The organism is Lysinibacillus sp. NPDC097162 (assembly GCF_044762185.1).
GTDB lineage: Bacteria > Bacillota > Bacilli > Bacillales_A > Planococcaceae > Lysinibacillus.
In genome coordinates, this window is the sequence record NZ_JBIWDT010000001.1 from 890,445 (window position 1) to 915,348 (window position 24,904).

29 protein-coding genes and 1 other annotated feature are annotated in these 24,904 nt (G+C 34.6%); of the genes, 26 read left to right on the plus strand and 3 right to left on the minus strand.

What is annotated here, in order from left to right:
* Positions 1 to 581 precede the first annotated feature (581 nt).
* The 25 genes from ACIQXW_RS04295 to tyrS all read left to right on the plus strand — a co-directional run bounded on the left by ACIQXW_RS04295 (position 582) and on the right by tyrS (position 22,501).
* Positions 582 to 971 (plus strand): GntR family transcriptional regulator, encoded by a 390-nt coding sequence (locus ACIQXW_RS04295; protein WP_402760062.1) that lies wholly within the window; start codon positions 582 to 584, stop codon positions 969 to 971.
* Entirely contained in the window at positions 968 to 1,657 is a 690-nt protein-coding gene (locus ACIQXW_RS04300; protein WP_402760064.1) for an ABC transporter ATP-binding protein, read from the plus strand. Before ACIQXW_RS04295 ends, ACIQXW_RS04300 begins: the two co-directional genes overlap by 4 nt.
* Positions 1,654 to 2,481 (plus strand): hypothetical protein, encoded by an 828-nt coding sequence (locus ACIQXW_RS04305; RefSeq protein WP_402760066.1) that lies wholly within the window; start codon positions 1,654 to 1,656, stop codon positions 2,479 to 2,481. The genes ACIQXW_RS04300 and ACIQXW_RS04305 overlap by 4 nt, the downstream gene beginning before the upstream one ends.
* 12 nt (positions 2,482 to 2,493) lie before the next feature.
* Entirely contained in the window at positions 2,494 to 3,684 is a 1,191-nt protein-coding gene (locus ACIQXW_RS04310; RefSeq protein WP_402760068.1) for a hypothetical protein, read from the plus strand.
* 127 nt (positions 3,685 to 3,811) lie between these two features.
* Positions 3,812 to 4,246, plus strand: coding sequence for a WapI family immunity protein (locus ACIQXW_RS04315; protein ID WP_402760069.1), 435 nt, complete (start codon positions 3,812 to 3,814; stop codon positions 4,244 to 4,246).
* 151 nt (positions 4,247 to 4,397) lie between these two features.
* On the plus strand, positions 4,398 to 4,601 hold the full coding sequence (locus tag ACIQXW_RS04320) for a transcription initiation factor TFIIIB (RefSeq protein WP_402760070.1): 204 nt from the start codon (positions 4,398 to 4,400) through the stop codon (positions 4,599 to 4,601).
* 210 nt (positions 4,602 to 4,811) lie between these two features.
* The gene (locus ACIQXW_RS04325) at positions 4,812 to 5,531 is read left to right on the plus strand and encodes a metallophosphoesterase family protein (protein ID WP_340824962.1); all 720 of its coding nucleotides are present in this window, start codon (positions 4,812 to 4,814) and stop codon (positions 5,529 to 5,531) included.
* Between the two features lie 290 nt (positions 5,532 to 5,821).
* Complete coding sequence (locus tag ACIQXW_RS04330) at positions 5,822 to 6,469, plus strand: GntR family transcriptional regulator (protein WP_340824960.1); 648 nt, start codon at positions 5,822 to 5,824, stop codon at positions 6,467 to 6,469.
* A 195-nt stretch (positions 6,470 to 6,664) separates the two neighbouring features.
* Positions 6,665 to 7,777: a M20 metallopeptidase family protein gene (locus ACIQXW_RS04335; RefSeq protein ID WP_340824958.1), complete on the plus strand. Its 1,113-nt coding sequence runs from the start codon at positions 6,665 to 6,667 to the stop codon at positions 7,775 to 7,777.
* Positions 7,778 to 7,806: 29 nt separating this feature from the next.
* Entirely contained in the window at positions 7,807 to 9,219 is a 1,413-nt protein-coding gene (locus ACIQXW_RS04340) for a YfcC family protein (RefSeq protein ID WP_402760071.1), read from the plus strand.
* A 64-nt stretch (positions 9,220 to 9,283) separates the two neighbouring features.
* A complete protein-coding gene (locus ACIQXW_RS04345) occupies positions 9,284 to 10,507 on the plus strand; it encodes a M20 metallopeptidase family protein (RefSeq protein WP_402760072.1) in 1,224 nt (407 codons plus the stop codon).
* 237 nt (positions 10,508 to 10,744) lie between these two features.
* Positions 10,745 to 11,551, plus strand: a complete 807-nt coding sequence (locus ACIQXW_RS04350) for an amino acid ABC transporter substrate-binding protein (protein ID WP_340824952.1) — start codon at positions 10,745 to 10,747, stop codon at positions 11,549 to 11,551.
* Positions 11,552 to 11,694: 143 nt separating this feature from the next.
* On the plus strand, positions 11,695 to 12,351 hold the full coding sequence (locus ACIQXW_RS04355; protein ID WP_340824951.1) for an amino acid ABC transporter permease: 657 nt from the start codon (positions 11,695 to 11,697) through the stop codon (positions 12,349 to 12,351).
* A gap of 11 nt (positions 12,352 to 12,362) precedes the next feature.
* On the plus strand, positions 12,363 to 13,109 hold the full coding sequence (locus ACIQXW_RS04360; RefSeq protein WP_402760073.1) for an amino acid ABC transporter ATP-binding protein: 747 nt from the start codon (positions 12,363 to 12,365) through the stop codon (positions 13,107 to 13,109).
* Positions 13,110 to 14,218: 1,109 nt separating this feature from the next.
* Entirely contained in the window at positions 14,219 to 15,013 is a 795-nt protein-coding gene (locus tag ACIQXW_RS04365; protein ID WP_402760074.1) for a S8 family peptidase, read from the plus strand.
* A gap of 18 nt (positions 15,014 to 15,031) precedes the next feature.
* Positions 15,032 to 15,985 (plus strand): SAR2788 family putative toxin, encoded by a 954-nt coding sequence (locus ACIQXW_RS04370; protein ID WP_402760076.1) that lies wholly within the window; start codon positions 15,032 to 15,034, stop codon positions 15,983 to 15,985.
* 19 nt (positions 15,986 to 16,004) lie between these two features.
* The gene (locus tag ACIQXW_RS04375; protein ID WP_402760078.1) at positions 16,005 to 16,526 is read left to right on the plus strand and encodes a hypothetical protein; all 522 of its coding nucleotides are present in this window, start codon (positions 16,005 to 16,007) and stop codon (positions 16,524 to 16,526) included.
* Positions 16,527 to 16,637: 111 nt separating this feature from the next.
* Positions 16,638 to 17,168 carry a hypothetical protein gene (locus tag ACIQXW_RS04380; RefSeq protein ID WP_402760080.1) on the plus strand — a complete coding sequence of 177 codons (531 nt, stop codon included), beginning with the start codon at positions 16,638 to 16,640 and terminating at the stop codon, positions 17,166 to 17,168.
* 231 nt (positions 17,169 to 17,399) lie between these two features.
* Positions 17,400 to 18,029, plus strand: coding sequence for an SAR2788 family putative toxin (locus ACIQXW_RS04385; protein ID WP_402760082.1), 630 nt, complete (start codon positions 17,400 to 17,402; stop codon positions 18,027 to 18,029).
* A gap of 20 nt (positions 18,030 to 18,049) precedes the next feature.
* The gene (locus ACIQXW_RS04390; protein ID WP_402760084.1) at positions 18,050 to 18,352 is read left to right on the plus strand and encodes a hypothetical protein; all 303 of its coding nucleotides are present in this window, start codon (positions 18,050 to 18,052) and stop codon (positions 18,350 to 18,352) included.
* A 20-nt stretch (positions 18,353 to 18,372) separates the two neighbouring features.
* Complete coding sequence (locus ACIQXW_RS04395; RefSeq protein ID WP_402760086.1) at positions 18,373 to 18,894, plus strand: hypothetical protein; 522 nt, start codon at positions 18,373 to 18,375, stop codon at positions 18,892 to 18,894.
* Between the two features lie 111 nt (positions 18,895 to 19,005).
* Positions 19,006 to 19,530, plus strand: coding sequence for a hypothetical protein (locus ACIQXW_RS04400; RefSeq protein ID WP_402760088.1), 525 nt, complete (start codon positions 19,006 to 19,008; stop codon positions 19,528 to 19,530).
* Between the two features lie 89 nt (positions 19,531 to 19,619).
* The gene (locus ACIQXW_RS04405; protein ID WP_402760089.1) at positions 19,620 to 20,144 is read left to right on the plus strand and encodes a hypothetical protein; all 525 of its coding nucleotides are present in this window, start codon (positions 19,620 to 19,622) and stop codon (positions 20,142 to 20,144) included.
* Positions 20,141 to 20,755 (plus strand): hypothetical protein, encoded by a 615-nt coding sequence (locus ACIQXW_RS04410; protein ID WP_402760091.1) that lies wholly within the window; start codon positions 20,141 to 20,143, stop codon positions 20,753 to 20,755. Before ACIQXW_RS04405 ends, ACIQXW_RS04410 begins: the two co-directional genes overlap by 4 nt.
* A gap of 201 nt (positions 20,756 to 20,956) precedes the next feature.
* Positions 20,957 to 21,205: a binding site (T-box leader), on the plus strand.
* A gap of 81 nt (positions 21,206 to 21,286) precedes the next feature.
* The gene (gene tyrS, locus ACIQXW_RS04415) at positions 21,287 to 22,501 is read left to right on the plus strand and encodes a tyrosine--tRNA ligase (protein WP_402760093.1); all 1,215 of its coding nucleotides are present in this window, start codon (positions 21,287 to 21,289) and stop codon (positions 22,499 to 22,501) included.
* 115 nt (positions 22,502 to 22,616) lie between these two features.
* Here the strand turns inward: tyrS and ACIQXW_RS04420 are convergent, their stop codons facing one another.
* On the minus strand, positions 22,617 to 23,009 hold the full coding sequence (locus tag ACIQXW_RS04420) for a ribonuclease HI family protein (RefSeq protein WP_402760095.1): 393 nt from the start codon (positions 23,007 to 23,009) through the stop codon (positions 22,617 to 22,619).
* Between the two features lie 184 nt (positions 23,010 to 23,193).
* On the opposite strand from ACIQXW_RS04420, the gene ACIQXW_RS04425 reads away from it, so the two are divergent.
* On the plus strand, positions 23,194 to 23,385 hold the full coding sequence (locus ACIQXW_RS04425) for a zinc-finger domain-containing protein (RefSeq protein ID WP_340824928.1): 192 nt from the start codon (positions 23,194 to 23,196) through the stop codon (positions 23,383 to 23,385).
* Positions 23,386 to 23,573: 188 nt separating this feature from the next.
* On the opposite strand, the gene ACIQXW_RS04430 is transcribed toward ACIQXW_RS04425, so the two are convergent.
* Together ACIQXW_RS04430 and ACIQXW_RS04435 are read right to left on the minus strand one after the other, a co-directional pair.
* The gene (locus tag ACIQXW_RS04430) at positions 23,574 to 23,765 is read right to left on the minus strand and encodes a hypothetical protein (protein ID WP_402760096.1); all 192 of its coding nucleotides are present in this window, start codon (positions 23,763 to 23,765) and stop codon (positions 23,574 to 23,576) included.
* 149 nt (positions 23,766 to 23,914) lie between these two features.
* Complete coding sequence (locus ACIQXW_RS04435) at positions 23,915 to 24,898, minus strand: SEC-C domain-containing protein (protein WP_402760097.1); 984 nt, start codon at positions 24,896 to 24,898, stop codon at positions 23,915 to 23,917.
* Between the last annotated feature and the right edge of the window lie 6 nt (positions 24,899 to 24,904).

The window sequence follows — 24,904 nt, forward strand, 5'->3', positions numbered from 1 at the left end:
AATTGAAATTCGTGAGAAACTATTGTTATATTATTTTGATATAAATAAAATGAGCGATAGAATATTGGAGTTTATTGAACTTTTTATGTAATTTTAGTGCGAAGTTAATATTGTATACATAATTTAAACCGTAATGATTGTAGCGCTTGTCTACCGTTTTGATATTTTAAAATAACAATATTAGATAGAGAAGCTAACGCAGTTATAAATATGGGGAAGTAAGTAAAGCTGGTAGCTTTAATAAACATTCAAAAGACCACTACTTTAAAAGTAGTGGTTTTTTGAATAGCGCTTTAAGAACCAAAACTTGTTCTAATCAAAGTGTGTAAGAGTTTAAGATACTGCTACCCGAAGCTAAAAGGTTTGTTAATAATTAATTTTTTTACCATGATTTGGTTGACCTCTAAAGTGTATTATGCATATAATACACCTTGAAGAGTGTATTAACCTGTTAATACAAAGAACGGACTAGCGGCTTCATTCGGATGGCTCTTTTAATTAAGATTAATAGCCAATTGTTATGCTTAATGTGTATTAAGCGCTTAATACAGAAAAATATTATTTTCAAGGAGTTGAGTGAAATGAATGTAAAGTTTAATAATCGGGATCCGGTTTATGTTCAGGTTATTCGGCATTTTAAAGAGCAAATCGCCAAAGGATATTTTGAACCGGGTCAGGAAATTCCATCAAGAAGGGAACTGGCCAATCAACTGAAAATAAATCCGAATACAGCCCAACGAGCTTATAAGGAAATGGAGGAACAAGGATTGATATTTACGGAAGGAAATATGCCGAGTTGCATTACAAAAGATGAAGTAGTCCTTAAAAGTGTTCGTGAAGAGTTAATGATTGAAGCAGTTGACTTATTTTTAGGGTCCATTAAATCCATCAATGTACCGTTAGCTGAAGTGTTGGAACTTGTAAAGAAAAAGTATGATGCCGAAAGTGGAGAAGCGGGGGAATTGACATGATTGAAGTGAAAAATATTCGAAAAAAATACGGCAAAAAGCAGGTTTTAAAAGGACTTTCTTTTACTGCTAAAAAAGGTGAAATAACTTGCCTCATTGGTATAAATGGAGTAGGGAAGACAACAATCATGAAAGCTATTATGGCACTTACTCCAATCGATGGCGGTGAAATTTTGATTGATGGAGAAAAAATTCAAAAAGAAAGCTTCGAAAAAATTACATTTATTCCAGATACAATTACGATGTTGCCGAATATGAAAATTTGTGAAGCTTTCGAGTTCATGGCGGATTTTTATAAAAGTTGGAATTTACAACGAGCACAAGAACTATTGAGGTTTTTTAAACTTAATCCTACTAATCGAATTGGCAATTTATCGAAAGGGAGTAGGGCTAAAGTTAATATGATATTAGGTTTAGCAATGGATGTAGATTACATACTGATGGATGAACCATTTTCTGGTATTGATATGTTCTCACGTGAGCAGATTGCAGAAGTGTTTACAAGCCATTTGATCGAAGAGCGTGGAGTCATTCTTACAACTCATGAAATTAGTGATATAGAACATTTAATTGATAAAGCAGTGTTGATTGAAGATGGAGAAGTCTTAAGGCAATTTAGCGTAGAGGAAATACGTGAGAGTGAAGGGAAATCAGTCGTAGATGTTATGAGGGAGGTATATTGTAGATGAAAAGCTATTTAAAGCTTGTTAATTTTGAAATAAACCGATTTTTCAAACTGTATCTAATCATAATTGTGTTGACAATTGTCAGTCAGCTCATTGGGACGATTATTGTCTCAAAAGGAAAAATGAATGATATAAATCAAGTAATTTACGAAAATCAACTATCTATGAGCCAATATATTGATGAGTATGGGACATTTTCTTTTCAACGTATTGTTTATTCTGAATTATTTGTTATGCCTATTTTCTTTTGTATCGCAATGTTAATGATTTATGTTTTTTTTATTTGGTATCGGGATTGGTTTGGGAAAAATACATTCATTTACAGATTATTCATGTTACCGACCGAAAGAATTACGGTTTATTTCTCTAAATTGTCTGCAATCATGCTTTTTGTACTTGGCTTAATTTCATTACAAATAATATTAATACCAATTGAAATGTTTATTTTTAATAGTATTGTACCAGCTGATTTTCGAACGTCCTATCCGCTTTTTGATTTCTATAGTGTAGAAATATGGAGATGGTTGTATCCTAGCAGCGTTATCGAATTTATCCTCATGTATGGAATGGGGTTAATCTTAGTTGTAATAATATTCACAGCAATATTATTTGAACGAAGTTATGGTTTAAAGGGCATTTTCGCGGCAATTGTTTATGGAGTGCTTTCGTTTGGCGTTCTTTTTTCGCCAATAATAATAGCGCGCATTGTTACAGGTTATTTTTACCCACTTGAAATCTTGTTAATGGAACTTGTTACAAGCATTATCGTATTAGGCAGTGCCTTTTGGATAGCGAACCATTTACTAAAGTATAAAATCCGGGTCTAACAGGAGGAAAAAATGAAAAAATATTGGAAAATGATATTACTTTGTTTCATAATCGTCATGATAGTTGGTTCATACTATATTCAATTAGCAATTGCTTCTAAAAACGAGGTTTCCTTTAAAATTGAGACGACTAGCGGAGATAAAGAAGAAATCGAAAATCTAATGTTACAAGCTAGTTATCAAAGTGGTGATAGTTATCGTCGGTTATACATCACAGAAGATGGTTCTACGCATCAAATAAGCCATTCAATTATGGCAAAATTAAAAGACCCCTTTGCGACTATGATGTTTCAAAAGTATATTGAAGAACATCGGAATTTTATGCGAGGTAAAGTATTATTTCCAAGTAATTTTTCAGAAGACCAAACGCATATAATTTACGCAGCACCGCCAAATAATGGTCAGAAAGTAATTCAAGGAGATCTTTTAACACTTAATATTGATTTACTCGATAAAAAGAAAAATGACAATATATCATTTGAAGTCAGTACGACAGCTCAAGCAAGCTATAATTTTATATATGTGAATAATATCTATAAAGAAAATGGAGAAATGAAAATTTTAGCAACGGCCGCACCGATTAATGGCGGTGAGGAGTTGCATTTATATGCAGTTGATGTAAACAAAAAGAAATTATTATCTGACTCCATACTTGCAAAGGTTAATTCAGAAAAGGAATTCAAATCTAGTCTAAGTATATTTCGAGATAATAATAAACTTCAAAATGACTATTTTGTCTATATGATAGATAAATATAAAGATCAATACGATGATGGTGGGCGAATTACTATTTCGAGACAAATTTCTCTTTATAATAATAAAAATAATGTACAAGAAGAGTTGATGATTCCTGAAGAATTGACACCAAATTTGTACAGGTTAATGCTTCGCGAAGCTGATATATTTATTCCTGATTTTTCGGCTGATGGTTTACAGTTGAATCGATATAATATAGAAAAGAAACAATGGGAAAAGCCTTTACTCTTTAATCTTGTAAGCCCGGCTAATGATGAAAGGGAGCCTTTTCTCCAGATTGCAAATGGTAAAGTCTATTTAGCGGAAAGTGTTTCTAATGAACATTTGTTCTTTATCTATGATTTATATACAGGTGAATCATTATATAAAGGTAAAATTATAAAAGAAAACGGAGAAAATACAGATTATACATTGCATTTTGAACTATTAAATGAAATTAATTACTAATTTTGATTAGCTATTCACAGGTATGAGTTCACTTTAAGATTATACCTGTGAATGCTTAAAAGAGTACAAGGCGGCTACCAATCGTTTTGAGATATAAATAGAGATAAGAAAGAGAAGAGATAATTAAATGAAATTTCATTTATTGGGCGAAGAAAATGAACGGGTAGAAATTGAAGTGCTAACAAGAAACGATCCTAATAGCACAGATTATTGGGATGTAAATTGGATTGTTTCAACAATAAAAATTGAATTACCTGGCTACTTAGTTCAATTTAATGCAGATTTAAGAACGGATGAATTAAAGGATTTTCTTGACGAATTAAACATGATAAGTAGTAATTTAAGAGGGAAAGCTATATTAAAAAATTTAGATAATTATGTTCATATTGAATGTGAAATAAACCACAAGGGACAGTTATTGTGGTCAGTTCGGACTTGTTATCCTGCGGGCTATGGAGCTGTGCTAACTTTTGAATTCAAATCTGACCAATCGTATTTGCAAAGATTATTAAAAGAGTTAGAAGCTATATTAGCTTTATTTCCGGTAATCGGAAAACCATAGGATAAAAGGGTTTCAATTTAAGACACAATTTTTGATAAACAGGTTGAAGTCTATTAAGTCGAACATGAAACCAAATGCCTGCTCGGCCGTAAATATATTATGCAATCCTTTGAAAGTGATACATACATATATCTAATGAGGAGGTTTTCCAATGAATCAATCTAATGCAATAACGGAATGCCCAAAATGCGGTGGAGCAGAATTAGGGAAGGGCAAACATCATGGATATGCCGTGATGCACCCAACGAATAAGATGAGTTTTGGCTCAGAGGTTGAATATATTCTTTGTACTGATTGTGGGTATATCATTGAAAGCTATGTAAAAAGGCCAGAGAAATTTAAGGGGACGCTTTAGTTTCTATTTTAAAACGATTGATGAATATTTGCATTATTGCACTTTTTATATGATTTTATAATAGGGTTGATGGACGTACAAACAGTGAGCGATTAACAAGCGCATCAGAAAAATGTACGTCTTTTTTAGCATTTCGCTATTAAAGGGATAAAAAGTGATTTTGTCGAATAACAAATAGAGAATATATAGGATTTGTGAGGGGGAGCCTTTGTGACTAAGATTGCAATCATTTCTGATATCCATGGGAATAAAACGGCTTTGGAAGCTGTTTTAAAAGATATTCGATTAAGAAAGATTGAAAGAATTTTTTGTTTAGGAGATATAATCGGTAAAGGACCTCAAGGATCTGAATGTATAGAACTCATTCAAAAAAATTGCGAGCGAGTAGTTCGAGGCAATTGGGATGTCTTTATTCAATCACCTACGGATAATGAGTTTATCCAGTGGTACAAAGATCGATTAACAGAAAAAGATTTTGAGTATTTAAATTCGTTACCATTTCATATCGATTTGGAATTAAACGGACAACTAATAAGGTTTTTCCATGCCTCTCCAAGAAGTGAATTTGAACGTATTTTGGATAGTCATCCAATTGAAAAACGTTTATCGATGTTTGAGAATAATGAAATAACAAATTCAATCCATTTCAATAAACTTCCTGATATAGTATTCTACGGCGATATTCATACAACTTTTTTACATACATATACAAATGGTATTTTGTGTAACGTTGGGAGCGTCGGAAATTCACTTGACTTAACTTCAGCGTCATATGCAATTCTAGATGGAACACATTCAAATAATGCCATTCAATTTATTAGAGTAGATTATGATAGAGAAGCTGAGCTTAAGGTTGCTGAAGAGTTGGGTTTACCGCAATTAGATAAATATTATGATGAAATTATGTTAGGAAGATATCGGGGGGCATAAATCATATCACCTATATATTCAAGGATAAAATGTACCAAGCAAAATCAATTGAATTCCAACCATATAAAACGTAGTTAAACGAACAGAGGGCGTTATTCCAAAAAGGGATAAACGCTTTTTTATTTAGGTTAGTATGTACAATGAACTTAACTGTCAGAGATGTTAGATTAATGTTTTATATTATTACTTCTACTGAATTGTAATTTGGCAATGTTTATGGCTAAGATACTAGAAAAAAGTGTATAGTAGATAAAAAGGATTGTTAAAAAATTTAAAATTGAGGTTACTTTATGAATAATTATTTATCGCTAAAAGACCATGTTTATAATTATATCGTAGATCAAATTAATAATGGAAATCTGATTGCTGGAAAAAAGGTAAATGAAAGTGCTATTAGCGAAAGCCTAAATGTCAGTAGGACACCGGTTAGAGAGGCGTTAATACAACTTTCTTCCGAAGGGCTATTAGAAAATGTGCCAAGAAAAGGATTTGTAATTAAAAACCTTACGACGGAAGAAGCCAAAGAAACATATTTTATTATTGGGGCATTGGATGGATTGGCTGCTGCTTTAGCGGCACCTTTTTTAACTGAGAAACATATGAATGAAATGGAGTTTTATATTCAAAGTATTGATTTGGCCATTAATACTGGCAATTTCTCTATGTATCATAAAATGCAGGAAGCTTTTCATGGCGTGTATTTATCGGTTTGCCCAAACAAAAGTCTTGTAAACCTGCTATTACAATTAGAAAAGAAGTTTTTGAAAAACTTTCATCATGCTGATGAGCCAGAAATTACAAAAAAACGACTATCTCAAACAAACAATGAACATCGAAAAATGGTGGAACTATTTAAAAAAGGCGAGATAGTTGAATTAGAGAGATACATGAAAGAAGTACATTGGAATATTGATAAAGCAGAGCTTATACCACTTTAGGTGCTAATTTGCTCGCTTAAACACGAAAAGTAATTCTGTTTTTAAATAAACAGAATTATTTTTTTGTTGAAAAAATTTAAATATAATATACAATATACAATATACAGAAATGAATGATTCAGTTTACCCTTGAAATTTTAGAACAAGAGATTAGGGTGAAAATTAAAAAATCAGCTTTTTAGGAGGATATAAACAGTGAACAGTAAAAATTTTGATTTAGCTAAACAATTGCGTCACGAATTACATCAACATCCCGAACTTTCTAATGAAGAAGTATGGACAAAACAGCACTTAATTGAGTTTTTGAAAACGTATACAAAGTTAGTGATTGTTGATAAAGGAAATTGGTTTTATGCCATTTATCATGCAGAATCAGCTAAGCAAAATATTGCTTTTCGTGCTGATTATGATGCATTGCCAATGGATGAAGTGATTGATCTTCCATGGGCTTCTCAATTCCCAGGAAAAGCACATAAATGCGGTCATGATGGACATGCAGCGACATTAGCGGCATTTGCACTTGAAGTCGATCAACTAGGTGCAGACAAAAATATCTATTTCCTCTTCCAACCAGCGGAAGAAACAGGGGATGGGGCCATTCAATGTGTTGATTTCATTAAGGAACACAATATCGATGAAATTTTCGCCTACCATAATATGAGTGGTCTTCCTTACAAAACTGTAGGAATTATTGATGGTACAGCTTTATGTGCATCAAAAGGAATGACCATTCATATGAAAGGTTCACCTACACATGCTAGTCAGCCAGAAAAGGGCATCAATCCAGCGTTTGCCATTGCAAATATTGTGAATGCAATTCCTAAATTTATCTCCCCTAAATTAAATAATGGACTTGTTCTATGTACAGTTGTACAAATCGATGTAGGTGAACACGCTTTTGGAATTGCAGCATCGACAGGAGATCTTCGTTTAACAATACGTGCCCTTTATGAAGATGAGCTGAATAGACTACAAGAAAATCTTGAAAATTTTGCAAAAGATCAAGCACAACAATACGGTTTGCAAGTAAGTTTTGATTATAATGATGAATTCCCTGAAACGTTCAATCATAAAGAAAGTGCAGACAAAATACGTGCCGTTGCGAAATCTGAAGGAATGACATTACTTGAACTAGATGAAGCTTTTCGTGGATCTGAAGATTTTGGCCATTTTACAAAGCTAACAAAGGGAGCTTACTGCTTCATTGGCAATGGGGAAGATTACCCGCATGTTCATACACATGAATATGATTTCCGTGACGAATTGATTGAATCAGGCGTGAATCTATTTAAAGCATTAATTAAATAAACGAGTAAGAGAGATTTGGAGGATTTTTTATGTCAGCAAAGGAAAAACAAAAAGGCATTAATTTTCCACATGTTTACATAATGTTTATGCTAGTAATGCTACTAGTTGTGTTACTATCGTGGATTGTTCCGAGTGGGGAGTATGAACGGATAGTAAATCCAGATACGGGTATTACCGAACTAAACACTGACAATTTTTCATATGTGGAGCAAGCAAAGCCTATAGGATTCATGGATTTTTTCACAGCTTTACATAACGGGGTTGTGCAATCAGCAGATATCATTGTGATGTTGCTATTTGCAAGTGGAGCGCTATTTATTCTTGAAAAGTCTGGTGCGATTGCAGCAGGTATCCATAAATTATTAAGCGTCGCAGCAGGAAAAGAAAAACTAATTATCATCTCATTGCTCGTACTGTTCTCCGTATTAGGAACAATTGGATTCGGAGAAGGGGGTATTCCATTCATTCCGCTTGCGATGGCAGTCGTCATGGGATTGGGATATGACCGCATCACAGCTTTCGCTATCCCGACAGTTGGTTTAGCTATTGGTTTTACAGCTGGAGTTGTTAATTTCTATACGACAGGTGTAAGTCAAACGATTGTTGGCTTACCTATCTATTCTGGACTAGTATTCCGTATCGTTGCTTTAATCGTCTTTATTATTATTTCGATGATTTACATTCTGCGTTATGCGAATAAAACAAAAGCAGATCCAAGTAAAAGTATTGTTGCTGCTGAATATTTAGAAGAAATTGAGCATACAAAAACAGCTGAGTACGAAGAAGAAGAATTTACATTGTCAAGAAAGTTGGCATTATTAGGTTTAGTTGTCGTTTTAGTTGGTAGTGCATTCGGTGCTATTAAACTAGGATGGGGGATGCCTGAACTTTCTGCTGTCTATGCTATTTACGCTGTCTTATTAGTCATCATTTTAAAACTTAAACCTAGTGAGGCCGCTGAAACGTTTGGTGTTGGCGCAGCTAGACTTTTACCTACAGGGCTTGCAATCGGGTTTGCTCGTTCGGTCATGATTTTAATGACGCAAGCACAAATAATTGATACAGCGGTACATTCATTATCGAATATATTAAACAATACGGGAACGATTATTACTTTATTAGTACTATTTATCGTTGTTATTTTCTTTAACTTCTTCGTTGTTTCGGGAAGCGGTAAGGCAATTATTTTAATGCCCATTATGGGACCTTTAGGGAAAATATTAGGGATTAATCAACAAGTAATGGTTGTAGTGTATCAATTCGGTGACGGCTTTACGAATTATTTATGGCCGACTTCTGGTGGGCTAATGGCAGCGCTTGGCATGTCGAATGTTAGCTATTCTGCTTGGGTTAAATTCTCAATGAAACTATTCCTTATACTACATTTTGCGGCATTTGTCTTAATATTAATCGCTCATTATATGGGGTTAGGTCCATTCTAATAGATTAGTTCATTCAAAACTTTGAAGTTCTACACAACGATTAAACGATAAAGGGGATTTCTACATGATGAATATTTTAGAACATTCTAAGAAATATGAAGAACAAATTATAAAAGATCGTCGCTATTTGCATCAATATCCAGAAATTGGATTTGAACTACCGAACACACAAAAGTATATCCAACAACGCTTAGACGAAATGGGTATAGCCCATAAGCAATGTGGAGTAGTGCCACCTGAAATTAAAGAAAAATATGCAATAGCAGGATTTGGTTCACAAGATCAATGTACGGGTGTAGTTGCTACAATTGGACAGGGGGCTCCATGTATTCTTCTTCGCGCAGATATGGATGCATTACCAATTCAAGAAGAAGTAGAATGTGAATTTACATCCAAAAATCCAGGTGTAATGCATGCTTGTGGTCATGACTCACATGTTGCAATGCTTTTAGGCGCAGCACAAATTTTGAAGGACTATGAAGCGGAGTTACAGGGGACGGTTAAATTATTGTTCCAACCTGGGGAAGAGTGGGGTTATGGCTCAAAACTAATGATTGATGATGGTTTGCTGCAAAATCCAAAAGTAGATGCCGCATTTGGTATTCACATTATGCCAGATCAACAAGCAGGCACATTATCTGTCCATAAAGGTACGTTAACACAAGCAATGGATACGTATATCGTCAATATTCAAGGAAATGGTGGACATAGCTCACAGCCCCATAAAACAATTGATTCGAATATGATTATGAATCAACTGTATACAAGTTTAAACCTATTAATGACACGTGAAGCTGATCCAAATCATAGTGTTACATTTTCAGTAGGTGCTATGGCTGGTGGTACGGCGACAAATATTATTCCAGACAAAGCTGTTTTACAAGGAAATATGAGAAGCTATGATCAACAAACACGAGACCATTTATGTAAACGCATCCCAGAGATGATAGACCATACTGTAAAAGCATGGCGTGGAAAATATCATACAATCGAATTCCATACGCCAACAACATATAACAATCCAGAATTTATTGATGCTATTACGCCATTTTTAGAAAATGTAGTAGGAGCCGAAAATGTGGTGGATAACGGATATCTCGGTGGTTCAGAAGACTTTTCTTACATCTCGCAAGAAGTACCTTCTGCATTTGTGGTGCTAGGAACAGGAAAAGAAGGCGAGGCACCTGTGCACAACCCTCGTATGCGTCAAAATGAGGACATTTTTAAATATGGTGCTGCCTTACATGCAAATGTGGCAATTGAATGGTTAAAACAACAGCATAAATAAGAATCTACTTTGAATACAGTTCAGCCGGAGCTTTCTGGTTGGGCTGTTTTTAATGAGCGCTTGCCGTTAACGCTCAAATAGGGCTTGAATAATTCTAGTAAAGTATTCTAATAATTCAATTAAGATATTGACAACAATGCGCCATTTTGATATTCTTTAACACGTTAGTAGTTTAGCAAGAGAAAGCAAAACTATTATTTCTATTAATTAATATAAAATGTTAGGGGATATTAAATAATGAAGCGCATTTTCACAATACTTTGCATGCTTACAGCGGTACTAGCTTTAGCAGCTTGTGGTACTTCTGGTGAAAAATCGAGTTCAGCTGATGGCTCGAAGGATTCAGATAAATCAACAGAAAAAGTTATAATCGGAATTGATGATAAGTTTGCACCATTAGGATTCCGTGATGATAAAAACGAAATCGTTGGCTTTGATATTGACTTAGCACGTGCTGCTGCTGAACATATGGGAGTGGAAGCTGAATTCCAACCAATCGATTGGAAAACGAAAGAGGCTGAGTTAATTAGTGGTCGCATCGATTTAATATGGAATGGTTATACAATTACTGACGAGCGTAAAGAAAAGGTGTTATTTACAAAGCCTTATTTAGAAAATGCGCAAGCAGTAATGACATTAAAAAAATCTTCTATTAAAGCACTTAGCGATTTAGCAGGAAAAGAGGTCGGTCTTCAAGCGCAATCTTCGGCTGCAGAGGCACTAAATGCAAACCCAATTCACAAAGAAGTGAAAAACGTCACAGAGTTTGCGGATAATGTGTTAGCTTTAACAGATTTAAAAACAGGCCGTTTAGATGCTGTCATTATTGATGCAGTTGTAGCGGAATACTACATGACGCAAGAGCCTGAAACATTCAAACTATTAGATGAATCATTAGCACCTGAGCAATATGGAATTGGTGTCAAACCAGGAAACGAAGCATTATTAGAAAAGCTACAAGCCGCTTTAGATAAAATGAATGAAGATGGCACAGCTGCAGAAATTTCTACAAAGTGGTTTGGTGAAGATAAGGTATTGAAATAGAGTAAATGTCTCATGTACTGACGAGCTGGATTGCCACCTGTGCTTACTGGTCGTAATCCAGCTATTCGTACTAGATAATTGAATGTTATCAGTCGGCAAGAGTTTCCTCGTGAAACTCTTATCTTTTTGGAGGGAAAATAGTTATGGCGGATTACTGGCAAACAATGATTTTGCCGATGCTAGATGGCGCAAAAATGACGGTGCTGCTGTTCATTATAGCCATTCTTGTATCGATTCCATTTGGGTTCTTGCTTACATTAGCTGTGAAAAGTCGTATTAAACCATTGTCTTGGTTTGCTCATACGTATATTTATGTCATGCGCGGTACACCGCTGTTACTACAGTTATTATTAATTTGTTTCGGTTTACCGATGGTGCCAGTGATTGGTGAATATATGGTACTTGATCGCTTTGTTGCTGCCTGTCTTGGCTTTATTTTAAATTACGCTGCGTACTTTGCAGAAATATTCCGAGGTGGCTTATTAGCAATAGATAAAGGCCAATACGAAGCGGCACAAGTTTTAGGCTTGTCAAAATGGCAAACAACGACACGCATTATTTTGCCACAAATGTTTCGTGTAGCATTACCTGCTTTATCGAATGAATCGGTCACATTAATTAAAGATACGGCACTTCTTTACGCTGTAGCTGTACCAGAATTGCTGCATTTTGCACAAACAGCTGTAAACCGTGACTTTACGATTGTGCCATTCTTTATTGCGGGCGCGATTTATTTAGTGATGACGCTTGTCTTAACGGTATTCTTTAAGTGGCTAGAAAAACGTTTTAAATTTGAATAGAGGTGACATAAATGGCACTGCTTGAAGTATCGAATTTGAAGAAATCCTTTGGCGAGTTAGAGGTGTTAAAGACGATCACCTTTAATATAGAAAAGAACGATGTTGTGGCTGTTATTGGTCCTTCTGGATCTGGTAAAAGCACAATGCTACGAAGTTTAATTCATTTAGAAGAAATTAATGGGGGAAGCATTTGTGTCGATGGTGATTATTTAGTACAAGACGGTGTATATGCCAAGCAACAAGATATTAAAAAAATGACAGCGAAAATGGGCATGGTATTTCAGCATTTTAACCTATTCCCACATTTAACAGTACAGCAAAACCTTGAAATAGCACCAGGCTTACTAAAAACGGAATCATCAGATGCCATTGCACGTCGCTGCCAAGATTTACTGCAAAAAATTGGTCTTGCTGACAAAGCACATGTCTACCCAGCGAATTTATCTGGTGGGCAAAAACAGCGTGTAGCCATTGCGCGAGCGCTCATGATGAATCCACAAATTTTATTATTTGATGAGCCGACTTCTGCACTTGATCCAGAACTAACAGGTGAAGTATTAAAAGTAATGAAGGATTTAGCAGAAGAACATATGACAATGATTGTTGTGACGCACGAAATGGGCTTTGCACGTGAAGTCGCAAACAAAGTTGTATTTATGGATGGCGGCGACATTATCGAAGCAAATCATCCAGAAGAATTCTTTACTAATCCACAGCATGAACGGACGAAAGCATTTTTACAAAGGAATTTAAAATAATTTAGAAGCTGTCTCATTTGAGATGGCTTTTCTTATGGATATCAATACTGGCGTTGATTTCCGCTACAGGTGGACGCTTTCCGCGGGCACATCGTAAGCCACAACCCTCGCTACGCGCGGATCGTTGCGTCTTACGTTTTGTGCGTTCCCGCAGGAGTCGCCACCCTTCGCTCCAATCAACTCTGATAAACGTTAAGCTTCAAAAGAATACAAAAATAGAAGGCATTGAGTTACTTCACGATGTCTTTTATAGAAATAAATACTGCCGTTGATTTCCGCTACAGGTGGACGCTTTCCGCGGGCACACCGTAAGCCGCAACCCTCGCTACGCGCGGATTGTTGCGACTTACGTTTTGTGCGTTCCCGCAGGAGTCGCCACCTTTCGCTCCAATCAACTCTGATAAACGTTAAGCTTCAAAAGAATACAAAAATAGAAGGCATCGAGTTACTTCACGATGTCTTTTATAGAAATAAATACTGCCGTTGATTTCTGCTACAGGTGGACGCTTTCCGCGGGCACACCGTAAGCCGCAACCCTCGCTACGCGCGGATCGTTGCGGCTTACGTTTTGTGTGTTCCCGCAGGAGTCGCCACCTTTCGCTCCAATCAACTCTGATAAACGTTAAGCTTCATAAGAATACAAAAATAGAAGGCATCGAGTTACTTCACGATGTCTTTTTTTATAGATATCAATATTGGCGTTGATTTCCGCGGGCACATATTAACACTAGGATGACCCTTTTAAAATCGCCAATAAAATTTAAGGTAACGCCACGAAAACCTTAAGAAACGCCACTATACTAATAGCAATCGCCATTACGTAAAATTTGCAAGAAAATCTACATAAAATTTATTGACACTTTTTATAGTGAGAATTTAGAATAATCTTAAAAAAATCTTCTCTTGAAAAACTTCAATTGTCTTGTAGAGAACTAAAAGGATTTATATACATAAATCTATTTTAATTTTCCAACATGACCGTCCCTTAACTTCGAAACAACCTACAGAATAACTCTCTTTACAATAAGAGAGCCCATCCATGTTGGAATTAATTTTAACAACTACATAGCAAGGAGGTGCACGCTATCAATAAAAAATTGGGAGTCTTTTTGTCACTGATTATTTTCTTCCTTTGTAATGTTGCCTTCGGACCATTGGTAATAAAAAGTGATAACCAATATATAAAAGTAGCTGTACTGGATAGTGGTATTAATAAAGAGTTGGATTTCTTTCAAGGCGTTGCATTTGAAGAAGTCAATCTAATTCATCCTGGGGAAAAGATTGCTGATGATTTTAATCATGGTACGCCAGTCGCGGGAATTATTATAGGGGAAGGTGATGCTCCAATTGGTAGAAAGTTAAAAATATATGATATTAAATTGTTAGATGAAAAGGGCAATGGTTCAATTGAGGATTTAATAGAAGCTATTAACTGGTGTATAGATAAAAAGGTAGATTTTATGAATATTAGTTTTGGCTTTCAAACGCCAAATGCTGAACTTGAATCTATTATTGAAAAAGCAATAGAGCAAGGGATTACTATTGTCGCCGCCGCTGGCAATACATATGGCTTAGCAACCGACTACCCAGCAAAATTGGATGGTGTACTGTCCATCGGTTCAATGAATGAAAAAAATAAACGATCCTCTTTTTCGGCTATTGGAAAAATTGATTATGTTTTTAAGGGGGAAGATGTACAAAGTATTAATCATCATGGTCAAGCATCTGTCTTTACAGGAACCTCTTTTGCAGCTGCTTATGCAACACATCTATTCATTCAATTGAAAGAGACATATAAAGAAGTTGAGACAAAAGATTTTAACTCATTTATACAACAATATACTGTGACAAAAGATTTTTGGAATGAAGCTGAATATGGCAAAGGTACAATATTTATACAATAATAAAGGAGAAATGAAACGATGAAATGGAAAAAACACTTCATATCTATTATTATTGCCCTCTTGCTATTTGCAAATATTGGGCCCAATTTGATTGCTGCACAGGATTATGATGTAGTGTCTGATGAGCCTATTGTGATGATTTCTATAGATGATATACATGACGTTAATCCAGAAGAATACCAACAAGAACTATACGATGAATTAAATAAAAATCTTGTTTATTCAGACGATAGTACGATAAATATTCGGAATATTGAAATATACGATAACGAATTACTTGTCCAAACAACTTTTACGTCCGAGGCTTTGAATGCAGATTTAGACATCAAGTTTAATAGTGAAAGCGAAGAAATATTCATCGATAGTGTTATCGAAGAAAACGGCACTGTAGAGCAAAACCATTATCGTGTGACGATGCAACAACTGGAAGATGGCCATTACAGTACGATATTTACGGATTTAGAAACGCATGAAACGTATGAAGCCAATCCTGCAAGGTTAGAGGTTTCGATAATACATGCCATTGTATACAGAATCGGTAGTGCGATTATTCATTATACAGTAACAAAAATCGGGACTAAGAAAATCCTGCAAATTGGCAAACGCTCATTTTACAGCAAGTCAAAAGATGCAGCGAAAAAAGCTGTAGCAAACTTTACAGATATCACGTTGGATGTAGGCGGTGGTAAAAAGGTTTATTTTACGAAAGCTAAAATGAGACACATTTTAGAAAACCATCATCCAAATTATTGGACTGGAAATGAGAAAAAGACATTTTTTGATCCAGATTTATCGGTTAATGATATAAAAAACATTGTAACAACAGTAATAAATAAGAATAAAATTGCTATTTCTAAAAGCTTAAAAGATGGAAAAGATATAGAGGCTCTAGCTAAAGTAAATGGAATTGAATATAGTGTTTTTATTAAAAAGCAAGGGTACGTAAGTTCTGCATATCCTATTGGAAGATAAATAGAGGAGAGCTGTTTATATGGACAAGATAAGAATCGAAACGTTTATTGGGAAACAAAATCATAGTACTTTTCCAGTATTCACGGTTGAAAGTATTACTATTAAGGACCCATTAGCTGTTGAAATGGCACAAAAAATTTTAGAAGAGAACGAGGGCGATTATTTAAGTGGATTTGTTTCCTTAATTTTTAATGATGAGATTATTTTTTGTGAAAAGCAATTAACTGAATGTTTATTAGATACTTGGAGTACTTTAAGTTATGTTTTAGAAAGCAGATATGATGGAAGCGGTCATCGAATAGTTTTTTTAGATAATGGTAAATATTTTGATACTGTAATTGAAAGTACGGGACGGTATTATCGAATTAAACTTGATTCTTCTCAGGAGTTCCTCTTGCCAAAAGAGGAATTCCTGAATGAACTGAAGAAGGAGTTTTTTGAATTTGTGGAGTTTTGCAAGAATAAAAAACTACAGTTTTCCGAAGAAAGTTCTTATCTGGGCCTTCTAGAAACGTATGGTGAATTAATACAAAATGAATAAGATCAAAACTTGACGGCTAAAATCTAAAATTTATTAGGGAGACCGCTTGTTTTTAGCGAGCAGTCCCCACAACTTTGTTTTTGGGGATTGCTCATAAGTGTGAGGTGTCTTATGAATAAACTAAAAATCGAAACATTTATAGGGGAAGAAGAAATAAATGCTCCTGTTTATAAGATTGAAAGTTTTCCCATTACCAATCCTTTAGCGGTAGAAAAGGCACAGAAGATTTTAGAAGAAAACGAAGGTGATTACTTATGTGGCTTTGTGAGTTTGATTTATAATGAAGTGGTTATTTTTGGTGAAGAGCAAATAACGGAAAGTTTATTAGAAACGTGGAGTGATTTAATTTATATTTTTAATAAATACTATGATGGAAGAAATCATGGAATTGTTTTTTTAGATAATGCTTTCTATAATGATACGGTAATTCAAGAAGTTGGTGAGTTTTATGAAATACAACTAGATTGTCACCAACGCTTTCTAGTTCCTATCGAACTTTTCAAAAATGAAGTGAAAAAGGAATTTTTTACATTTGTGGAATTCTGTAAAAATGAAAAATTACAGTTTTCTGAGGAGAGTTCTTATCGTGGACTTTTAGAGACATATGATGAATTACTTCAACTTGAAGATAGAAAAATTTAGACGGCAAAATTATAACAGGAGACTGCTTGATAAATTCAAGCAGTCCCCACATTATATTTTACTTGGAATACCATAAATGTGAAGTGTCGTATGAATAAACTAAAAATCGAAACATTTATAGGGGAAGAAGATATCAATGCTTTTCTAGATTATACAATTGAAAGTAACTCTTTTATAAATCCATTAACTATCAACATGGCAAAGTTACAATAATAAAGCGGTAATGAAACGATGAAATGGAAAAAACACTTCATATCTATTATTATTGCCCTCTTGCTATTTGCAAATATTGGGCCCAATTTGATTGCTGCACAGGATTATGATGTAGTGTCTGATGAGCCTATTGTGATGATTTCTATAGATGATCTACATGACGTTAATACAGAAGAATACCAACAAGAATTATACGATGAATTAAATAAAAATCTTGTTTATTCAGACGATAGTACGATAAATATTCGGAATATTGAAATATACGATAACGAATTACTTGTCCAAACAACTTTTACGTCCGAGGCTTTGAATGCAGATTTAGACATCAAGTTTAATAGTGAAAGCGAAGAAATATTCATCGATAGTGTTATCGAAGAAAACGGCACTGTAGAGCAAAACCATTATCGTGTGACGATGCAACAACTGGAAGATGGCCATTACAGTACGATATTTACGGATTTAGAAACGCATGAAACATATGAAACTAATCCTGTGAGGTTACAGGCATACGTAATACAACCACTGGTTTACTTAATTGGTGGGGCAATCGTTAGATATACAGTACAAAAATTCGGGTTTAAACAATTCCTGAAAATTGCAAACGTACATTTTTTAGTAAATCAAAAGATGCGGCGAAAAAAGCTGTAGCCAACTTTACAGATATCACGTTGGATGTAGGCGGTGGTAAAAAGGTTTATTTTACGAAAGCTAAAATGAGACATATTCTAGAAAATCATCATCCAAATTATTGGACTGGAAATGAAGGGAAATCGTTTTTTGATCCAGATTTATCGGTTAATGATATTAAAAACATTGTCACAACAGTAATAAATAAGAATAAAGTTGCTATATCTAGACAGCTAAATAGAATGGAAGGGATAGAGGTGCGAGCCGAAGTAAATGGAATTGAATATAAAGTGAAGCTAAATAGGCATGGACATGTAAATTCAGCTTTTCCAGTAGGAAAATAAAAAATAGGTGGATGGTTTATGTGAACAATATAGAAATTAATACATTTATAGGAAGAAGATATTATAGCAATTTTCCAGAAGTAGTAACTGAAGCTATTCCTATTTCCAATCCATTAGCAGTTGAAAAGGCACAGAAAATATTAGAAGAAAACGAAGGTGATTACTTATGTGGCTTTGTCAGCTTGATTTATAATGATGTGGTTATTTTTGGCGAAGAGCAATTAACGGAAAGTTTATTAGAAACGTGGAGTGATTTAATTTATATTCTTAATAATCACTACGATGGAAGAATTCATGGGATTGATTTTCTAGATAATTGTCAGTACCTTGATACTGCAATCCAAGTAATTGACCAGTATTATGAAATTCGTTTGGATAATACCCAGCGCTTTCTAGTGCCTATTGAGCATTTCAAAAATGAAGTGAAGAAAGAATTTTTTAAATTTGTGGAGTTTTGCAAGAATAAAAAACTACAGTTTTCCGAAGAAAGTTCTTATCTGGGCCTTCTAGAAACGTATGATGAATTAATACAAAATGAATAAGATAAAAACTGGACGGCTAAAATCTAAAATTTATTAGGGTGACTGCTTGTTTTTAGCGAGCAGCCCCCACAACTTATTTTTCTTGGATTACTCATAAAAGTGAGGTGTCGTATGAATAAACTAAAGATCGAAACATTTATAGGCGAAGAAGATTTAACTGCTCCCGAATATAAAATCGAAAGTTTTCCTATTACTAATCCATTAGCTGTGGAAAAGGCCCAGAAGATTTTAGAAGAAAACGAGGGCGATTACTTATGTGGCTTTGTTAGCTTAATTTATAATAATGTGGTTATTTTTGGAGAAGAGCAATTAACGGAGGATTTATTAGATACGTGGTGTGATTTAAACTATATTTTAGATTACAGATATGACGGAAGAAGTAGTGATATTACTTTTTTAGATAATTATAGAGGAAATGCATTAGTTAAAGAAATTGACAAGTTTTATGAAATTAAACTAAATCACCAGTGTTTTCTCGTCCCTATAGAACCATTTCGAAATGAAGTGAAGAAAGGATTTCTAAAATTTGCGGAGTTTTGTAAAAATGAAAAACTACAGTTTGCGGAAGAAAGTTTATATCGGGGAATTTTAGAAACGTATGATGAATTAATTCAAAATGAAGAAGAAAAAACCTAGATGGCAAAATATAGATAGGAGACTGCTTGAATTTATAAAGCAGTCCCACATTGTATTTTTCTTAGAATACCATAAATATGAGGTGTCGTATGAAAAATCTTAAGATTGAAACATTTATTGGTCGACAATATTATAGCTCTTTTCCAGAAGTAATAACTGAGGCAGTTTCTATTACGAATCCTTTAGCTTTTGAAAAGGCTCAAAGGATTTTGGAAGAAAATGAAGGGAATTACTTATGTGGGTTTGTAAGCTTAATATATAATGATGTAGTTATTTTTGGAGAAGAGCAATTAACGGAAAATTTATTGGATACGTGGAGTGATTTAGTTTATATTTTGGACCACAGATATGATGGTAGTATTCATAATATCATCTTTTTGGACAATGCAACTTATGATGCTGAAATTGAAATAATTGATCAACATTATCAAATTCACCTTGATAGTTCCCATAGCTTCCAATTGCCTATAGAGCCATTTAAAAATGTGGTAGAAAAAGGTTTTATTGAATTTATGGACTTTTGTAAAAATGGCAACTTTATATTCTCGGAGGAAAGTTTATATAAAAGTCATTTAAAAACATATAACGAATTACTTTATGATAAAGGTAAATGAAATTAGTGGAGAAGGGACTGCTTATCTCAAAGCAGTTCCCAAAATTTAAGGGATTTAACATGAGACTCATTTTCAAAGAAAGTATGGTGCTTTCCATGAATAACCTTAAGATTGCAACATTTATAGGCGAAGAAGATTTAACTGCTCCCGAATATAAAATCGAAAGTTTTCCTATTACAAATCCATTAGCCGTGGAAATGGCACAGAAGATATTAGAAGAAAACGAGGGTGACTACTTATGCGGCTTTATAAGCTTGATTTATAATAATATGGTGATTTTTGGAGAAGAGCAAATAACGGAAAGTTTATTAGATACATGGAGTAGTTTAAGTAATATTTTAGAAAGTAGATATGATGGGAGCAAAGAGGAGATAAATTTTTTGGATAATTATCCCTATTACTATACTACAATTCAAGAAATTGATCAATTTTATGAAATTCAACTTGATCGAAACCAGCGCTTTTTCGTGCCTATCGAGCCATTTCGGAATGAAGTGAAGAGAGAATTTTTCGCATTCATGGAGTTTTGTAAAAATGAAAAACTTCAGTTTTCCGAAGAGAGTTCTTATTGTGGGCTATTAGAAACGTATGATGAATTACTTGGCACATAACATTTTATAGAAATTTCCTACTTAACTTAATACACATGCCCAAAGTTTTTTCTCAAAACAAGTACATGAATGTTATGAAAAATTAATGATGACCTTAATAATTTTATAAAATAGTCATATTGACAAATTAAATTAATTGAGTATAATGACAATTAATATCTGCATAACTAAGATTTGTGTCGCACATTTCGGAGTATAAGAATAAAGGCTATGATAAGAACTAGTAACAATCACGTAGACATACAGAAAGGTACCGGTTGCTGAGAGGTACATGTTGGACGATTGTGAATACATCTTGGAGCTGTGTACCGAAAAGCATTGTCTGAGTAGGCTACAACGGTTTAGCATCCGTAATCATGTGCTAAAGTATAGTGAGTTTGTACTTATTGAGGTAAGCAATGCGAGTTGTTTACATTTTAAAGGTGGTAACACGTGTTCAACGTCCTTTTCCGATTGGGAAAGGGCGTTTTTATTTTGCCTATTCTTATAGAACTTTCAATATTAGCAATAATATTACATGGAGATGTTAAAATGTTTCAAAAACCAGAAGAACAGCTAAAAATTATTTTAAAAGGTGTACATGAGGTTGTAAATAAAGATGAGCTTTTAGCGAAGCTTGAAAAATCATTTAATCAACAGAAGCCACTGAACATTAAGCTCGGATTAGATCCATCAGCACCTGATATTCATTTAGGACATGCGGTTGTCCTGCGTAAAATGAAGCAATTACAAAATCTTGGTCACCAAATTATTATTTTAATCGGTGATTTCACAGGTCGAATCGGAGACCCAACAGGGAAAGCGAAAGGACGGAAAGCGTTGAGCGATGAGCAAGTACGATTGAATGCACAAACGTACTGTGATCAAATTTTCAAGATTTTAGATGCAGAAAAAACGATTGTTAAATTTAATAGTGAATGGCTGTCTAAAATGACATTTGAAGAGGTCATTAAATTAGCAGCAACGACATCCGTTGCCCGTATTTTAGAGCGTGACGATTTCCAAAAACGCTACAACAATCACACACCGATTGGCATCCATGAATTTTTCTATCCGCTCATGCAGGCATATGACTCGGTTCATCTAAATGCGGATATCGAGCTTGGCGGAACTGACCAAACCTTCAATATTTTAATGGGCCGTACTTTACAAAAGCATTTCGGACAAGAAAAACAAGTCGCGCTTTTTATGCCGTTACTTGAAGGACTAGATGGAGTCGAAAAAATGAGTAAAAGCTTAGGCAATTATATCGGTATTGATGAGTCGGCTAAAGTCATGTTTAAAAAAGTGATGGAAGTGCAAGATGATTTAATCGTGAAATACTATGAATTAGCCACGGATGAGCATCCAGACGTTGTCGAACAAGTAAAGAGTGATTTAGCAAATGGCTTAAACCCACGTGATATTAAACTACAGCTCGCAAATATTATTACGACATTATACTGGGGCAAAGAAGAGACAAAACAAGCACTTGAGTACTTCACAACAGCCTTTACCAACAAGGATATTCCAGAAAATATCCCAGAATTATTAATAGAGATTGATGCAGAAACAATTGTAGATATCATTCCTCAACTCATAGATAGAGAATTTGTAAAAAGTAAAAGTGAATTTATGCGCTTAATTAAACAAAACGGTGTTCAAATCAATAAAGAAAAAATTAATATTGATGATTTAAATCGTGTATTAATAAATGGCGAAGTATTACAAATTGGGAAAAAGCGATTTATTCGTTTAATTAAATAATTATAAATCAGTAGATTTAAAAGTTCTTATCGCGGACTTTAAGAAACATACAATGAGTTCATTCATGAATGAAAGAGCTAACAGGGGATTGCTTGAGCAGTCCCCACTTATTGTTTTAATTTTTTTCTTTTTGAATTGCCTTACGTGCCAATGCATCTGCTGCTTTATTTTGCGCATCTGGGATCCATTTGATGAAGAATAAATCAAAGTTGCTTGCAAGTTTTAATGCTTGCTCAAGAAAGGGTTTAAATTCTTCATTTTTAACATATTCTTTTTCTATAGACGCAACGACAACCTTTGAATCGGAGCGAACGGAGACAATGCTCGTACCAAGCTTTTGTGCTTCCTCTAGACCGCGCACTAATGCGGTGAATTCGGCAATATGATTATTTGTATGACCGATATACTCACTAACTTGTACGTGATGGCCTTCTCCTTTAATAAAAATCCCAATGCCGCTAGGACCAGGATTACCTGCACTTGCAGCATCTATATAGACCTCTAACATGAAAATCCCTACTTTGCGATTAGACTTCAATTTTATTGTACAGCAATGGTGTTGTTTGACAACCTTCAATTTAAATCAAACATTTTTTACTAAATAAGGATGAACAAAATAGTTGCTTGAACACAACGTTCACTTCATAATAGAAAGACATGAAATTTGGACGTGAAAGGGGCGAACGTTCTTAATGGAAAAAGTGACGGTTATGAAAGATATTGATGAACTACATGATATGTACTGTGCTGATTGCTTAGTCATTAAGCAACTACGCAAAGAACGTGGGAAACCAGAAGCCCATCGTTTTTGTATTGAGGAATGTACAGTAGGGGAGCGTCTACAATTTCTTGGTGAAGAGCTAATGAAAGTTTATAGCAAATAAGAGCCAGAGATGTGGAATCTCTCACAAAAATACTTAAAAAGAAATATTTATGCATGTAATTAATCATATTTCCTTTCTTGCTTGCATAAATAACTATATGATCGGAAATAATAAAATTGGTTGGTTACCATAGAAAAAGCTACCTTGTGTTCTGCGATGCAGATCACAAACGTAGCTTTTTTCTATTTTTAGTGTAAATCGCTGGTAAACAAAAAGAAATCGCCGATAGAAGCACGTGAATCGCCAGTAAACAAAAAGAAATCGCCGATAGAAGCACGTGAATCGCCAATAAACAAAAAGAAATCGCCGATAGAAGCACGTGAATCGCCAGTAAACAAAGAGAAATCGCCGATAAAAGTACGTGAATCGCCAGTAAACAAAGAGAAATCGCCGATAAAAGTACGTGAATCGCCAGTAAACTCGTGAGAATCGCCACGAAAATCTAAGGAATCGCCACTAAACCTGTGAAAATACCGCCATAGCAAAAAGTGTTAGATTGACTGCAATCAATCTAACACTTTTTCTTGTTTTATTTAGTTGAAGCGTATTGACTTAAATCTTGATAGTATTTTGTTAAAGAGGAAGGCGAAATATCGAAAGTCGCTGCAATTTCTTTAACTGTTAAAGATAGCGATTCAAACAGTTCTTTTTCTTGACCGTAGCGAATGGCACCCGCTGCGATTGCTGCTTCTTTACGTGCAGATGGTTGTCCTTCGATTAAGTAATCCTCTAATAATTCTAGCATCGGTGCTGTTTCACGCTCATTTTGCTCAAGGAATTCCTTCACTTGCGCAATAACACCGTTTTCGAAGCTTGTAAATTCTTCACCCTTGTAGCCATTAGACACAAGTAGCTCCCAGAATGAAAGATGATCTTCTTTTAAGAATGTCTGAGCTTTTTTGTTAGAAGCCTCGAAGTTTTCTTTTAACTTCACAAATACCTTTTCATGGTCTTGTGGGAAGAATATAAGAGTAGACACCGCTAAATAATGCGCTTCTTGCTTCGTGCCATCTGGTAAGATGAACGCAAAGACATGCATTCCCTCAGGAATTGGCTTATCATTTTCGCGACGAATATAAATATCTTCATTAGATAGGACATGACTAGCTTTGAAATATTTTTCTTCTACAACAGTCACTGTACCGATGAATAATGTTGGTTGTGACCAGCCTTCTAGCACTTTTAAAGTAGAAGGTCTAACCGTTTTTTTCTTCGTTTTCTTTAAGTAACCTTTCCAAATAGATGGCTCTTGATGGAAGAAGAAATCGTCTAAAGCGATTGCTTCAATAAGCTCACGTTGAAGTACGCTCTCTAATTTAGGCTGCCATGTGCCAACATGCTCGATATATGCACGAACATCTTTGCGTTCTGGATATTCTAGATAAAATGTTTGTAGTACACGCTCTAGTTCTTCGATTGCTACAGCTTCTACTGTAACTTGCTGTTTACCTTCACAACATTTTTTGTATTTTTTGCCGCTACCGCATGGGCATGGATCATTACGTTTTACCATAATTAG